Source organism: Shewanella sp. MF05913 (assembly GCF_059758095.1).
In genome coordinates, this window is the sequence record NZ_JCAYNT010000002.1 from 397,848 (window position 1) to 413,231 (window position 15,384).

At 44.5% G+C, this 15,384-nt stretch carries 11 protein-coding genes; 8 read left to right on the forward strand and 3 right to left on the reverse strand.

Going from position 1 to position 15,384, the window contains the following annotated elements:
• Positions 1-119 precede the first annotated feature (119 nt).
• The 8 genes from AC19MV_RS05135 (at position 120) to AC19MV_RS05170 (ending at position 6,916) form a co-directional block, all read left to right on the forward strand.
• Positions 120-1,088, forward strand: coding sequence for a hypothetical protein (locus AC19MV_RS05135; RefSeq protein WP_498296623.1), 969 nt, complete (start codon positions 120-122; stop codon positions 1,086-1,088).
• 13 nt (positions 1,089-1,101) lie between these two features.
• Positions 1,102-2,001 carry a DUF350 domain-containing protein gene (locus tag AC19MV_RS05140; protein WP_432399915.1) on the forward strand — a complete coding sequence of 300 codons (900 nt, stop codon included), beginning with the start codon at positions 1,102-1,104 and terminating at the stop codon, positions 1,999-2,001.
• Positions 2,002-2,004: 3 nt separating this feature from the next.
• On the forward strand, positions 2,005-3,765 hold the full coding sequence (locus tag AC19MV_RS05145; RefSeq protein ID WP_498306132.1) for a polyamine aminopropyltransferase: 1,761 nt from the start codon (positions 2,005-2,007) through the stop codon (positions 3,763-3,765).
• Positions 3,766-3,844: 79 nt separating this feature from the next.
• The gene (locus AC19MV_RS05150; protein WP_160052590.1) at positions 3,845-4,258 is read left to right on the forward strand and encodes a YjfI family protein; all 414 of its coding nucleotides are present in this window, start codon (positions 3,845-3,847) and stop codon (positions 4,256-4,258) included.
• 11 nt (positions 4,259-4,269) lie between these two features.
• Entirely contained in the window at positions 4,270-4,959 is a 690-nt protein-coding gene (locus AC19MV_RS05155) for a PspA/IM30 family protein (RefSeq protein ID WP_160052591.1), read from the forward strand.
• Between the two features lie 5 nt (positions 4,960-4,964).
• Positions 4,965-5,618, forward strand: coding sequence for a hypothetical protein (locus AC19MV_RS05160; protein ID WP_432399918.1), 654 nt, complete (start codon positions 4,965-4,967; stop codon positions 5,616-5,618).
• Between the two features lie 23 nt (positions 5,619-5,641).
• Positions 5,642-5,977: a hypothetical protein gene (locus AC19MV_RS05165; RefSeq protein WP_160052593.1), complete on the forward strand. Its 336-nt coding sequence runs from the start codon at positions 5,642-5,644 to the stop codon at positions 5,975-5,977.
• Between the two features lie 111 nt (positions 5,978-6,088).
• Positions 6,089-6,916 (forward strand): potassium channel family protein, encoded by an 828-nt coding sequence (locus tag AC19MV_RS05170; protein WP_498306134.1) that lies wholly within the window; start codon positions 6,089-6,091, stop codon positions 6,914-6,916.
• 418 nt (positions 6,917-7,334) lie between these two features.
• Here the strand turns inward: AC19MV_RS05170 and mrcB are convergent, their stop codons facing one another.
• The 3 genes from mrcB to AC19MV_RS05185 all read right to left on the reverse strand — a co-directional run bounded on the left by mrcB (position 7,335) and on the right by AC19MV_RS05185 (position 14,694).
• Complete coding sequence (gene mrcB, locus AC19MV_RS05175) at positions 7,335-9,632, reverse strand: penicillin-binding protein 1B (RefSeq protein WP_498306136.1); 2,298 nt, start codon at positions 9,630-9,632, stop codon at positions 7,335-7,337.
• Positions 9,633-9,709: 77 nt separating this feature from the next.
• Positions 9,710-12,316 carry an ATP-dependent helicase HrpB gene (gene hrpB / locus AC19MV_RS05180; protein WP_498306138.1) on the reverse strand — a complete coding sequence of 869 codons (2,607 nt, stop codon included), beginning with the start codon at positions 12,314-12,316 and terminating at the stop codon, positions 9,710-9,712.
• Between the two features lie 68 nt (positions 12,317-12,384).
• Positions 12,385-14,694: a putative bifunctional diguanylate cyclase/phosphodiesterase gene (locus tag AC19MV_RS05185; protein WP_432399922.1), complete on the reverse strand. Its 2,310-nt coding sequence runs from the start codon at positions 14,692-14,694 to the stop codon at positions 12,385-12,387.
• Positions 14,695-15,384 lie beyond the last annotated feature (690 nt).

A 15,384-nucleotide genomic window follows, 5' to 3' on the forward strand; every position in this document is an offset into this window, starting at 1 on the left:
CGTGAATGCTATATCTAATGATCAGTCTATTGATGCAGATTAATATCATTGACATCAAGATTACTATAACCTGTGTCATATTGAATTAGCACATGAAAAATCTACATTTTGGAGAAAACATGGTAGGTCACCTCCCCCGTGTACTCACATTGATAACCGTGATGATTGTTGCACTGGCCCTAAGCGCCTGCGGCGACGACAGACCGGAGCAAATTGCTAAGTACCAGCAGTTAACGCAACAACGTCTTGAGTTACTTGCTACATCGCTTAAAGACGATCAATTACGCAATGCCAATCTACTGAAGCAATACACCAGTATTTTAGCCAAGCGTCAGCCTGATCTCACCCCTTTGCTTGATGAGCTTGCCAAAGATGCAGGCACAGACGGACCTATGTTCCAGTCGCTAACGCGTCGTTATAAAGATCTGGGTAATAGTGCAAACTTTGTCGACCTAGATCAGCAGTTGGCCGAGGCGCAAAATATTTATCAAGCCGCCGACACGAGCTTATATAACGACATGTTATCTGATCCGGTTAACGTGGTTGCCGATATGTCTAAAGGCCAATTAGCCCGAGTCAATGCTATTAGCCGTGAAGCTGAAGCACTGGCCAATGGTACTGATGGTAGCGGTGCGGGTAGCCAACTTGTTGGCAACCCGGCTTATGGCAGCTGGCAAAACAACTCAAGTGGTATGTCTATTTGGGCTTGGTACGGCATGTATGCGATGTTCTCAAACTTTTCGCGCCCTATTGGTTATGACAGCTGGTCAAATCGTCGCGGTTACAGCTATTACAACGATGTTGGCCGTTATCGCTACACATCGCCAAAACAAGCCACCTCACAAGCTAAAACGTTTGAACAAACGAAGAAGCGTTTTGACAGCCAAGGTAAGCGTTTTGATAGCCCTTATGCTAAAACTCGCACAGGCTCAACAACCTTGTCGCGTCAGAGCGCTAGCGCACCAAAACCCAGTAGCACGACTCGTACGGCAAGCTCTAGCAGTAAGTTTCGTTCGAATTATTCTAAAGACAGCAGTTTTCGTAACTCAAGCAGCCGCACTAGTCGCGGTGTTAGCCGTGGTAAATAGGTAAGGACTCCCCATGACATTTTTTCAAGAATATGGCTTAACTCAACCACTGGCGATCATCTTAGCAATCGACTTAAGTATCGCCATTGTGTTACTGGCATTGATGCGTTACTTACAGGGTTGGAGCATCAAAGTGAACAGCAGCGCCGAATTGGCTGAGCGTGATAATTTTGCTTTTGGTATTAGCACCGCCGGTGCTGTTGCCGCATTAGGCATTGTACTCACGGGTGCCATTACCGGCGAAGCCGCACCATCATACCTAACCGAAGCCATTGGCATGTCGGCTTATGGTTTGTTTGGTCTAGTGCTGATTAAGCTAGGTCGCTTTTTACATGACAAAATCGCGTTAAACGAATTTGCTAAAAATGCAGAGATTTTAAAAGGTAACGTTTCTGTTGCTATCGTTGATGCCGCAGCAGCCATTGCCACTGCGATTATTATTCGCGCTGTGCTGATGTGGGCAGAAGACATCACCCTCGATACCTTCATCGCTATTTTCAGTGCGTTTTTAATCTCACAACTCATATTGGTATTGTTAACCCGTTTACGTGAGCGTCGTTATGCTAAACGTAATCAAAACGCATCGATGCAACAAGCATTAGTACAAGGGCAAACAGCCTTAGCACTGCGTCACAGTGGGTACATGATTGCCATGGCATTAAGCTTTAATGCCGCCAGTCATTTTATTATCTATCAGCCAACGGCTTACGTAACCAACATTATCGGTTGGTTTGTATTCTCGTTAATTATGCTTGTCGCACTGTCTTTACTCATTGCCTTAGTGAAAAAGCTGGTTTTAGCGGGGATCAACCTGGCTGAAGAAGTTGAAAAGCAACACAACATTGGTATTGCCGCAGTAGAAATGGCAATCAGTATTGCTGTTGCGCTTATTTTAACGGCGTTGATGGCGTAATTTATGACAACCCCTTTGCTTGAATCTAGCCCCGACGCATTACCACAAGGGGGCGAAGAGCAAAGCCCTCCAGTATCCCGCAATGTGTCGTGGTTTGATGATGCCCTATTACTGGGCATCATGGCTGCACTAGCGGGATGCGGCCTTATTTACGAATATCTATTATCACACTATGCAGGGCGCATCTTAGGTGCGCTAGAAGCAGCCATTTACACCATGATTGGCTTAATGATTGTGTCGATGGGTGTTGGTGCATTCGCTGCCCGTAAAATCAAATGTGCTTTTACCGGTTTTGCCATGCTCGAATTAACGGTGGCAATGTGCGGCTCTTTTGCCATTATCATTACAGCTGCTGTTATCGGCTTTGGTCAGCAATTACCTCTCACCATTGCCAATACCCTTGGCTTACCACCTGATCATTTACCTAATGGCGGCTTTATTGCCAGCTTACAAACCTTAAGCGAATACTTACCCTACGTTTGGGGCGTATTACTCGGGTTAATGATTGGTATGGAAATCCCATTAATTGCGCGAGTACGGCAATCCTTATCTGAAGCACACTTACTGCATAACGCCGGCACCATATATGGTGCCGATTACATTGGTGCAGGTATTGGTGCGGCTATTTGGGTTGGGTTTATGCTGGCGATTGATATTCAACTGGCTGCGGCATTAACGGCCAGTGTGAACTTACTGGCAGGTCTTGCGTTTATATGGCGTTTTTGGGCACAGATCCGTCACGTGAAACTCCTGCTTGTAGGCCACATTATTGCCAGTGTTGTGATTGGTTTATTGGCCATTAAAGGCCCTACGTGGGAACAGCACTTTAATAACCTGCTGTATAAAGACCATGTGGTATACGCCAAAGCCACGCGGTTCCAGCAGCTCAACTTTACAGAACGTTTGCGCGGTGGCGGATTACCTCCCGTTTATAATTTATACATTAATGGGCGTCTGCAATTTTCTAGCAGCGACGAGCATATTTATCACAGCTTTTTAGTGCACCCAACCCTGGCGGCCAGTGCCCGTCATGACAATGTATTAATTATTGGCGGTGGTGACGGCCTTGGGCTTAAACAAGTGCTTAAATGGCAACCCAAAGCCGTTACTCTGATGGATTTAGACCAAGATCTATTAACGTTATTTCAATCGCCTCCTGCAGATATGCCGCAACATTTAAGTGATGCATTACTGACATTAAATGGTGATGCCTTAAATGATCCTCGTTTAACCTTAATGGTTGATGACGCTTTTAACGGCGTCGATAAATTGATCCGTAATGGCCAAATGTTTGATGCCATCATTGTTGATTTGCCAGACCCTAGCCATCCTGATTTAAACAAACTCTATTCTGACTTATTTTACAAAAAGCTTAATGAATTACTCAATGCAGATGGTGTGATTACGGTGCAATCAACCTCGCCTTATCATGCGCCTAATGCTTTTATTTCAGTGGGTAAAACGCTCAGCGCAGCAGGGTTTAACGTTAAACAATACCATCATAACGTGCCCAGTTTTGGCGAATGGGGTTGGAGTATTGCCACTAAAACAGGCAAAGATGCTCAGCAGCGATTAGCGGTTTTACAGCAAATCCCGGTACCTGAGGACTGGTTAACATCAGGACTTATTCATGGTGCGTTTGAATTCCCAAAGCATTTTTATGATGATATAGACAAAATCAAAGTGAACGAAATAGGCTCACTCCAGCTGTATAACTATCACTTAACGGCTTGGTCAGAAAACGAATTAATAAATCTTTTTTAATTGGACCAGATAGCGCTTGACATATTATGTCCAGATGCTATCTTTACTCACAGACATAATATGTCAATTAAGGACGAATATGAACATCCATACTATTGCGAGTCACCTAAACGGACTATGCGACCAAAGCCAAACCGGCTTTCAGTTTGACTGCTATCCGATTGATGGTGATGTTGAAGTGTTACAAGTTAATGTTGTTGGCCGTGAAGAAATTCCGGTGTTTGTATCAGTAACTGACAACCAAATATTGTGTATCAGTTATTTATGGGGCGAAAACGAAGTAAACCAGGCCCGCCGCGCTGAAATGTTTGAGACCATGTTAGAGCTCAACATTCCAATGCCATTATCTTCATTTGCAAAAATTGATGATAAGTACGTGGTTTACGGTGCATTGTCAGTGCAATCAAGCATGATTGAAATTGAACAAGAATTAGCAGTACTATCAGACAACTGTCTGGAAGTTATCGACGAACTCGTCGAATTTTTAAACTAAGGAGCCACATTATGGGCATTCTAAACAAGATTCTTACAGCGTTTCGTGGTGGTGCAACAGAAGTTGGCCAGAGTATCGTAGACGCAAACTCAACACGTATTTTTGAACAAGAAATTCGTGATGCAGAAAAGCATTTAACCAAAGCTAAACGTGAGCTAACTGACGTGATGGCTAAAGAAATGCAAGCCAGTCGTGAAATTGATCGTCTAAAACGCAGTGTTGCAGAGCATGAAGGCTATGTAACCCAGGCGCTAGACAAAGGTAATGAAGCGTTAGCTATCGAAATTGCTGAAAAAATTGCTCAGCTAGACGAGGAATTGTCTGAACAGCAAACCGCTAACGACAGCTTTAGTTCACACGCTGTACGTTTAAAAGATTTAGTGAAAAAGACCGAACGTCAATTGTCTGATTATCAACGTCAATTAACCATGGTTAAAACCACTGAAAGCGTACAAAAAGCGACAGCAACCATTACTGACTCATTTGCGTCTAGCAATTCAAAACTGCTTAATGCTAAAGACTCGTTAGAGCGTATTAAAGCGCGCCAGCAACAGTTTGATGACCGCTTAAAAGCGTCTGAAACCCTAGCTGAAGAAAACAGCGACAAGTCTCTGCACAAGAAGTTAGCAGAAGCCGGTATTGGCGAGCAGAAGTCAAATGCCAACGCTGTGTTAGATCGTATTAAAGCGCGTAAGGGTTAATTGGTATGGGATTTCTTAGCGGCCTTTTTGGCAAAAAAGAAGCCCCGAAGCGCCAGCTTGACCACCCAAACAAACTGCTCAAGGGTGATATGTTAACCCTTGATGACAGTTTTGCTTTGCCCGCACAATTGCGCGGGCAACAGCTAAAGGTTGAAGCCATTCATACTTATGAATATCAGCGCTCGCAGCTTTGTGAATTCTTATTGCGTGGCCATAGCGGCACTGCAATCTTTTTGTCTTATATTCAAGAAGACGAGTCTTACCTCAGTATTTCAATCAAAATCAATCGTGCCGATGTTGAACAAATGTTTGACCTTGATGCTTTTGCTGAAATATTTGAAGAACCCGGTAAAGCGCTCCTGACAACCCAATCACTGTCAGCAGAACTTGAAACCGAGTTTGGTCAATGGTTGAGTGAAGAGTATCATCAGGTTGAGTTTGCTGGATTTGGTTATTTTCATCGTCAAGACTACCGTGGCTTAACACCACCTCAAGATGACAATGGTGCAAAAGGCGAAGGCTTTGAAAGCTATAGCCTAGTGAACAATCAAGACACTCATGCCGTTGATATTGAAGTGTATGAAGGCGGCGACACTGAAGTGATGTTGACCTTATATCGCCCATTATCCGATATTAGAGAATACTGGCCGGCAAGCTGACATCAGTAGGAGATGACGTTCTTATGAGCTCAGGTAAACCGTTACCCGATAAATGGCTTAAAAACCAACAAGCAGCAAAGGCCACTCAAGTGGCTTTTGATCTGGATGAAAAGTTTCAATACTCCATCCGCAAAGCCGCTTTAGATAAAGGCGTAAGTCCGTCGGATCAAATACGCACTATCCTCGGATTATCGGTTTCTAAGCGTCCAAAACGTCCACGTTTAACCGTATCATTAAGCGGTGAAGACTACGTGTTATTAGCGCAAAAGTACGGTTTAGACAGCGACTCTCAATTAGAGATCAAAAAGCGTGTACTCGATGATTTAGTTCACTTTGTTGATAAAAAGTCATCAACGTAATATCCGTTATAGGTTATGTCGCTTAAAAACAACGCACTAGGCTCACGTCTTGTGCGTTTTTTGTTATGATAACGTTTATAAGTTAATAACAATGAATCAAAGCAGGCATTCATGTTTGAATCTAAACGTTGGGCACTGAAAAACGTCGATGGTCCCAGTCCATTTGAGCTAGCCATGATGGTGCTGTCATTGGTGTCTGTGGTCATTGTATTGACCATTACTTTTGGCCGTTTAGATGCTGAAACTAATAAAGTGTTGCTGTATATCGACAGTAGTATTTGTATGATTTTCTTGAGTAAGTTTTTTCATGGCTTATACAAGGCGCGTAATAAAATCTACTATATACGCCACCACTGGATTGATTTTGTCGCCAGTATTCCGGCCATTGAAGCGCTGCGTTTTGCGCGAATATTTCAAATTCTGCGTGTCATCCGTTTAATCCGCATGAGTCGCTCGTTATTGATCCCCCTGCTTCGTCAACGCAAACAAGCGACGTTAGCCAGCTTACTTGTGGCGATGGTATTAATTCTAGCTACCGCTTCGGTATTGATATTATTAGTAGAAAGCGCCGAGTCTAATGCCAATATTCAAACCGCAGAACAAGCCATTTGGTGGGCATTAGTGACCATATCCACGGTCGGCTATGGCGACTTTTATCCGGTGAGTACCATAGGCCATGTGATTGGTGGATTAGTGATTGTCAGTGGTGTGAGCTTTTTTGGGGTAATTTCAGGTTATATGGCATCGGTGTTTGTCGCACCTGATGAAAATGAACGCCAAGAAGAACAAGAAGCAAAGGAAGCGCATAAAGAACAGATCAACAGTAAACTCGAAGCCGCACTAGAACAGATGCAACAAAATCAATTGCAGATGGAACAGAATCAACAACAAATGCTCGAAGAAATCACCAAGCTCAGACAGCAGCTCGATAAGCATTAACGATAGCGTAATCGCACACCGTTTAATCCATCTGTTCATGACAGACAAAAAAGCCCAAATTCATATGAACTTGGGCTTTTGATTATGTTCGACTAATAATACCATTGCGCATTAATAAGTGACCACTCAGAATGCATCCAGCGGTTTTTGATTAAGGCGTCGCTATGTAGTAATGGTTCCCTTTCAAATAGCGAGAACACAAAGCAAAAGCGGCTGGGGCATTCCTTTCAGGCGAGTTTTAAAAGGGCTTACACTGCGTTGCATGACTTCGAAAGAGAACAACTATTCATTCAGTCATTCGCCTTGTTTAAGCCCTTTTAAATTCTCGCTGAGAGATCATTTACTAACGCGCAATGGTATAAGACATCAATTAACTAAGACGTAAGTTAATTGAGACGTAAGTTAATTAAGACGAAAATTAACCGCCCACCAGCTTTTGCCACCAGGATAATGGTTCACCGCAATTTTCTGCCGGGCGGTAGCTGGCCTCTAATGCAGGCAAACCAATAATATTGTCACAGTTGCCTTGCTTAGCCATACCGGTTGTACGATCAAAGTAGCCATTAATCACCCCATTGACTGGGATCATTCGCAAACTCAGCGGAGGACGTTGCTGTAAGAACGCCTGATACACCGCCATTGCGCCGCTACTACCATATAAGCCTGTTTTGCTGTTGTCATCTTGACCAACCCAAATGGCTGCAACGTTTCGCTCATCAAAGCCTGCAAACCAAGAATCTCGACTGTCATTACTGGTACCGGTTTTACCCGCTAAACGTACCCCGGGGAATGCAGCGCCTAAACGCTTAGCCGTACCAGAACGCACGACATGATTCATTGCATATTGCACTAAATAGTCGGTAGCTGGCGCAATGGCTTGCGAACTTGGTGCCCGGCTAACTTCTAATGCCTGGTTTTGACTGTCTAACACAGCGGTAATCGACGTTAACTTACGATAGCGACCTTCGTCAGCCAAGGTTTGATAAACCTGTGCTACCATTAATGGTGAGCCATTCACGGCGCCTAATAACACTGAAGGGTATGGTGACACAGACTCTTCCCATCCCGACTTTTGCAAGGTAGACACCACATTATCAACACCCACTGCTAACCCGACATTCACTGTTGGTACGTTCATTGAGTCTTTAATCGCGGTCAATAATGGCACTTGGCCGCTAAACTTTTTGTCGAAGTTTTTAGGTGACCAAGTTTTGCCTTGCTCATTTTTCAAAGTAATGGGTTTATCGTCAATCGGCGTAGCCAACGAAAACTTATCACTTTGATTTAATGCACTAGCATAGACAAAAGGTTTAATTAACGACCCTATAGGACGGCGAATTTCAACTGCGCGGTTAAAACCTTCATAACTAGGGACTTTGTCGCCAACCATCGCCGCAATCCCGCCGGTATATTTGTCGGTGACAACCATACCTACTTGAATATTTTTAGCGCGCTTATCTAATGATGCCAGGGTGGATGACACTGCTTTTTCGGCAGCCTCTTGCGCCATAGGATCAAGCGTGGTGTACACTTTAACCCCAGATTGCTGCAACAGCGAATCACCGTAACGCTCACGTAATTCTTGTTTTACCACAGCAAAAAATGCCGGTAGTTTTTGATGTACTGATTTTTGCGAACTGCGTAAGCCCAGCGGTGACTCCGCTGCAGCCTTATATTGCGCAACAGTCAATTTGTCATTTTCCATTAATAGGCGCAGTACCAAATCACGACGCTCCTGAGCACGCTCTGGATAACGCCAAGGGTTGTAGTAAGACGGCCCTTTGATCACAGCCACCAAAAATGCTTGCTGCGACACAGTTAACTCACCCACTGGACGACCAAAATAAAACTGCGAGGCAAGCCCCATGCCGTGTACACCACGGGCCTTATCTTGGCCCATATACACTTCATTCAGGTACGCTTCTAAAATCTCATCTTTGCTGTACCTAAAATCAATAATCAGCGCCATTAATGCTTCACGCACTTTGCGAACAATAGAGCGCTCACTGCTTAAAAAGAAATTTTTGGCTAACTGTTGCGTTAGGGTAGAACCACCTTGAACCGTGCGTCCTGCACTAATATTCACTAACGCTGCACGAGCAATCGCCAACGGATTAACCCCGTAGTGATCATAAAAGCTGCGGTCTTCAACTAAAATAAGGGCATCGACAATACTCGCAGGCATTTCTGGCGTGCGTACAAATAATCGGTCTTCACCGTCGCCCGCAATAATGCGATCAAGCAGCACAGGCTCTAAATGAAATACTGCTAACTCACGTTTATCAGACATGCGCTTAACTGAGCTGACGCCGTTTGAGTCGAAACTTATCATCACTCGCTGTTCGACTTGATTGCCCTCAGGGTGTAAAAACGGGCGACGCCATAATTCAATGCGAGTGCTAGATGCTGAGAACTCTCCAACTTGACGAGGATCTGCCACTTTGCGATAACCTAATAGCTTCAATTCGGCCATTAATTGCGGGTGGTTAACCGCTGCACCTGGGTACAACGCCATTGAGCGACTGAACATTTGTGCAGGTAGATGCCACTTTTGCCCTTCAAACTTTTGCGCAATAATTTGATCTAAATAGATCGCATAAAATGTCACTACGGCTAACCCGACAATAGCGAGTTTCCATGTTAACGACCAGAGCGAACGCCACCATGATGTGGTGGCTTTTTTAGCGCGGGGTTTCTTGGCTGTTTTTTTTGTCATAAATCAATTATTCATCTAATTTTGCACGGTAACCGATGCGTCTTATTTTATAAGCGATGAGTTTACAAGCAACGGGCTTATAAACCTGGCGTTTTCTTTTTAGTAAATTTGGTGGCGACAGTGTTCACAGGGTCGTCTGGCCATAAATGTCGAGGATAGCGGCCACGCATTTCTTTTTTTACGTCAACATAAGGTCCTTGCCAAAAACTGGCTAAGTCTGCGGTCACGGCTAATGGACGCTGTGCTGGAGACAATAACTCCATGGTCACCGTCATTTTGCCATGCAAAATGTTGGGACTTTGCGCTAAACCCAACGCCTCTTGTAAACGCACACTTAATAATGCTCGGCCTTGCTGCTCATCATTATGATAAAAATGCCCTTCTGCATCGAGTGGCATTTGATACCTTATTGGTGCCCGCGTGCCTGTTGCCATTGGCCAGTGAGTGGGCACTAACTGATCGAGCAAGGTTTGCTGCTGCCAACTTAAGCGGTTTTTCACTAAGCCATAGGCATCAATTTTAGCCAACGCTGTCAGTGAATTAACCTGTTCAATGTACGGCCCTAGCCAATCAGACAAGGTGGCCAGTAAATGCGCGTCCGTTAAGCAAGGCCAGTCATGTTGTGGGGCATAATATCGCGCCAATTCGACTCGGTATTGTAACTGGATTAAGGTCTCTTCGCGATTAAGGATTGTTAACCCTTTGACACGAACTTGTTCTAACAGGGCTGCGGTAATTTGGGCTCTTTGTGGTGCTATACCGGTTTCTGTTTTAATAATAATCTGGCCGACTTTAGTGTGTTTTTCGGCAAAAAACCGCCCTTTTGCCTCATCCCAACCGCCTTGCATCTGTCGAGTGACTAACTCGCTGAGTTCATCATCAAATAAACGCTCATCAAATCGGGCGGCTAAATACACCTGGCCGGCATTGCGGCCTTGATTCTCTTGAAAGTCAGCAATCACTAACCAAGATTCGTGTGCCAGGCTGTCGTCAGCAGCGATGACCACGCCGGTACCGTTACTCAATAAAAACCCATCATGACCACGTGCTTTAGCAATACGGTCGGGGTAAGCAAGCGCTAACAAATAACTGATGTCTCGAGTTGAAGCATGGCTTATGGCGTCTTGCACTTGGCCTGAGACGCCCAAAGATTGCTGCCATTGGCGTACTTGTTGTTTTATTTGCCCATGTTGGGCTTCGACAAGGTAATGGTAAATATCTGCGCCTTTTTTGGGTAAGCCGCGCGCTTCAATAATACCCGCTAGCACACAAGCCAACACACACAACTGCGGCTGAGATTGTTCACTGGCAATGTGTTTGGCTTTAAGTAACATGTGAGCCAAACGAGGATGGCAGCCTAAGGCATAAGCCTCATGGCCCAATGGTGTTAATTTTCGTTGGGGATCTGTTAACGCAAGCTGTTGCAATAGCTGCCATGCCACTTGCTCATGGATAACTGGCGGTGCGGTCAGTAGCGCTAATTCGTTGAGCGCCTTGGCTCCCCAACTAGCACAATCTAATACCATTGAGGTGAGTTCGCTTTGGCTAATTTCGGGCTCATCGACTTTACGCAAGCGGCCATGCTCTTCTTGACTCCATAAACGCACACAATAACCCGGCGCTAAACGCCCTGCACGACCACTTCGCTGCACGGCCGATGCTTGGCTAATGCGCTTAAGCCCTAAACGCGTCACACCGGTTTTAGGATTAAAGCTGGCTTCGCGGCGATAACCACTGTCGATAACCATCGTGATGCCTTCGATGGTGAGACTCGACTCAGCTACGTTAGTGGCTAAAACGATTTTGCGTTTCCCCGGTTCGGTCAACCCAATCGCGCGATCTTGCTCTGCTGGGCTTAAGTCACCATACAAAGGGCAAATTAGCCATGTGGGATCTAAACGTTCGCGAAGCAAGCGCGCCAGTTTGTTGATCTCCCCTTTACCGGGTAAAAATGCTAACACACTGCCGAGTTGATATTCAGCTAAGCTGGCATCATTCACAGTGTCGTTAATCACCCTTGCCATATGCATTAACCATGGTTGCTGCGCCGGACAAGGTTGATATTGATGTTGTACCTCAAAGCTACGCCCTTCACTGCTAATTTGCTGTGCAGTAGGCATTAATTCTGCCAAAGGTAAGCCAGATAAGGTGGCAGACATGGCAATAATGGTTAAGTCATCTCGTAGGGATTGCTGCACTTCAAGCGCAAGGGCCAGGCCAAGATCTGTGGGTAAATGACGCTCATGGATTTCATCAAAAATAATCACAGCAACCCCGGTAAGCTCAGGGTCGTGTTGGATCATGCGGGTTAAAATGCCTTCGGTGACAATTTCGAGCCGGGTATGTTTGCTCACTTTCGTGTCGCCACGAACCCGATGCCCCACATCCTGCCCAACCGGTTGTCCTAATTGCTTAGCAATAAATTGCGCCACGTTACGTGCAGCCACTCTTCTTGGTTCAAGCATGAGTATTTTGCCACTGATTTCGGGCCACGCTAACATGGCTAATGGCAATGCAGTTGATTTACCCGCACCGGTAGGCGCTTCTAGAATAAGCTGTGAGTGGTTATTGAGCGCGCTGCGAATATCATTTAAGACAGCATGAATAGGCAATGTGGCAGAACCCGCCTGCTGGGTGGTTAATGATGTGTCAGGCTTAGCGGTGTCAGATATGGTCAACGGCATGTACTATGGCTGTGATTTTACGCAGTATTTTATACTAATACCGCGCACATACACATAGGTTTCGAGCGCTAGATCTCTAATGCCTTTCTCTCTTCTTCAGTGATAATACTCGTCGCATCTGTTAACCAAGGGGTACGAAGACCACTGTCGAGTTCGGCGAGACGAGTCGGTTTATTAATGGCGTAACCTTGAGCATAATCGACACCGATATTTCTCAGATATTCCCCAATGTCAGTGTTTTCAACAAACTCGGCGATCACTTCAAAGTTCATGTCTTTACCCAATTGGCAAATCGCTGACACAATGGCTTTGTCGCTGCGATTGCTGCATAAATTCACCACAAACTGCCCATCAATTTTTACGTAATCAACATTAAGACATTTTAAATAGGCAAAACTGGAAAAACCAGAACCAAAATCATCTAGGGCCAATTTACAGCCAAAAGGTTTCAGTAAATCGATGAGTCCTGTGGCTTGATCTAACTGGCTAACGGCGGCGGTTTCAGTAATTTCGAAACACAATTTATCAACCAACTCAGGCTCAACCATCAGGCGCATCTCAAGCCAACTCATAAACTTTTGGTCGGCTAATGACATGGCCGATAAGTTAACCGACACCATCGACAGTTGCTGCCAAATATTGAGGTTTTCGCCACCCCATTTTAACAGATTATCTATCACCCAGCGGTCTACTCGCGGCGCCAAATTATAACGTTCTGCGGCAGGTAAAAAGACCCCAGGTGACACATAAGTACCATCACTTTGAACCATGCGCAGCAAGATTTCCATGTGTATGCCGCTTTCTTGCTTATCGAGGGGTTCAATGAGTTGGTAAAACAATTCAAATTGATTCAGCGCCAATGCACCGGCAATGTCGACAGACGCTAACATTTGGTTATACATAATGTGCATTTGCGGATCGTCTGGATTATAAAAATGCCAACGATTACGGCCATCTTCTTTTGCTAACTGACACGCTGCATCGGCTTTGCTCATTACCCCATAAATGTCGGTGTCAGCATAGTCAACTTGAGCAATACCAATACTGGCGCTGATATTGTGTTTAATGCCTTTCCACACAAACTCATGGTCAAACAATTGTTGGCAAATTCGTTTGGCAACCTGCTGCGCCGAAGACTTGTCTGAATAATGCATTAACAAGCCAAATTCATCGCCGCCTAAACGCGCCACAATATCGCCTTTGCGGAGTAATTGCTTTAAGCGCACAGCGACTTGTTGCAGTAATTGGTCACCTGCTTGATGGCCGCTAAGATCGTTAACCACCTGAAATTGATCGAGATCGAGAAACGCAATGCAGGCCGGAACATGGTCTTCATCTTTTAACAGTTCTTCGAGCATGTTTTCAAACTGCACTCGATTGGGTAAGCCCGTTAAAACATCATAATTTGAATGAAAAGACAGTTCATCAGCCAAACGGTAACGCTCGGTCACATCTTCAACCATCAGTAATAATTGTTGCTGGCGGTTTAACGCATGACAAAAACTGAATTTATACCAGTGACTTTTGACCCCGTTACGTAAAGGGATTTCGCACCAGGCCTGACGTAAAATGCCTTCGCGGACTATGTGTAAGGTATCGTTAAGCAGCGGGTGGTCTTCATCGCGCACGATATGAAATAGATTATCCCCCAGCCTTATAGGCAAAATACTTTGCCAAATATCATTTTGCAACACGACATTATTGTGTAAATCAATCAGGGCGCAGGCCATTGGCAATAACTGGAACAACTCTTGATATTGTTTATCTTTATTATCGAGCACCACCGCTAAACGGCGTAATTCTAGTGCCGACGCTAATTGATAGGCGGTATCATCAAGTAATTTAGCCACAAACGCGCAAGGATCGGGTTGATCATCGGCTACCGATTTAAGCTCAGTGACGCACAGAGCACCCAATATCACTTTAACATTACCCACACGCAATACAGGGCTGAGAGCAAAATGTTTGCAGTCGATATTGAGTGATGTAAAGGTGTGTAATAACGACGACAGATAGGGTTTATCTTCAAGCAGAGCGATATTGTCTTGCGATGCGTTGTAAAGGATGGATTGGGTATTTTCCAATAAAGAATCACACAGGACTTGATGGCTATTGATGCCTTGATTAAATAATAATTGTGCCTCGGGTGAAGCGGTAAAATGACTAACACATTGTAGTTCTGTGGTGTCGATGATGTCACTGTCGGGCGCAAACACATTGTCATATTGGCTAGTTAGTATGAATGCAGCACTGCAATCGAGTCTGTTACAGACAAGCTGAAGCGCCCGATTGAGCAGATCTAACACCGAGGTATTATTCCCTTCAATAGGTCCATTTGTGAACACACTTTTCAATAGTTGTTGGGTGCTATCTGCCATTCATCAACTCAATCAAGGTTTGCAATTCAATTTGCTTAGGGATAAAAATATGCGCTATTTTATCGTTAAGTTTGTCATTAACACTAATCTAAGTGTAGTTTAGTCACTCACAATTAACGATATTTGTTTATATCATGCTGTATTAATAATCTATTAGGCTTTGGGATTCAACTCATTACTAATTAAGGGTTAGTGAATGCATACTCGCTATTTGCAGCAATGACTTGTTGAATTTGATTTAGAGAAGACACAAAAGAAATCAAATATCAGCGCTACTGCATGGGTTTGAGCCATCTTTCCTCTTCGGTAACTCAGTGCATCTCCAGCTTGATTTTTACATGACAAGCGGCTTTTTAAGTCTCGTAGATCGGACCAGTTAGCCTAGCGTTATTGAACAAATAAGCGCTATACCTAAATGATATATCACCAATAGTTAGAGTCATTAGCATTACCGCAAGCTCTTTAAGTATTATCGCTACACGCAACCACTGGTACATAAGTAAATACCAACATGCGCGACACGTTAGCTTAATTTGCCATATTAACATGACGAATTTACTCATATTGCGATGCACACCAAAATTACAATGTGAACCTACTCATAAGCTGCTTAATGACCGACGATTTATTCCTTAAATCTTGACAACTGTAGTAATAAAAAACCGCACATAATGAACGTCATTATCTGCG

Bases quoted from the DNA above. Each gene is read 5' to 3' on its own strand.
- AC19MV_RS05160 (WP_432399918.1), top strand. From the start codon at position 4,965: ATGGGATTTCTTAGCGGCCTTTTTGGCAAAAAAGAAGCCCCGAAGCGC.
- AC19MV_RS05135 (WP_498296623.1), top strand. From the start codon at position 120: ATGGTAGGTCACCTCCCCCGTGTACTCACATTGATAACCGTGATGATT.
- AC19MV_RS05165 (WP_160052593.1), top strand. From the start codon at position 5,642: ATGAGCTCAGGTAAACCGTTACCCGATAAATGGCTTAAAAACCAACAA.
- hrpB (WP_498306138.1), bottom strand. From the start codon at position 12,316: ATGCCGTTGACCATATCTGACACCGCTAAGCCTGACACATCATTAACC.
- AC19MV_RS05155 (WP_160052591.1), top strand. From the start codon at position 4,270: ATGGGCATTCTAAACAAGATTCTTACAGCGTTTCGTGGTGGTGCAACA.
- mrcB (WP_498306136.1), bottom strand. From the start codon at position 9,632: ATGACAAAAAAAACAGCCAAGAAACCCCGCGCTAAAAAAGCCACCACA.
- AC19MV_RS05145 (WP_498306132.1), top strand. From the start codon at position 2,005: ATGACAACCCCTTTGCTTGAATCTAGCCCCGACGCATTACCACAAGGG.
- AC19MV_RS05185 (WP_432399922.1), bottom strand. From the start codon at position 14,694: ATGGCAGATAGCACCCAACAACTATTGAAAAGTGTGTTCACAAATGGA.
- AC19MV_RS05170 (WP_498306134.1), top strand. From the start codon at position 6,089: ATGTTTGAATCTAAACGTTGGGCACTGAAAAACGTCGATGGTCCCAGT.
- AC19MV_RS05140 (WP_432399915.1), top strand. From the start codon at position 1,102: ATGACATTTTTTCAAGAATATGGCTTAACTCAACCACTGGCGATCATC.
- AC19MV_RS05150 (WP_160052590.1), top strand. From the start codon at position 3,845: ATGAACATCCATACTATTGCGAGTCACCTAAACGGACTATGCGACCAA.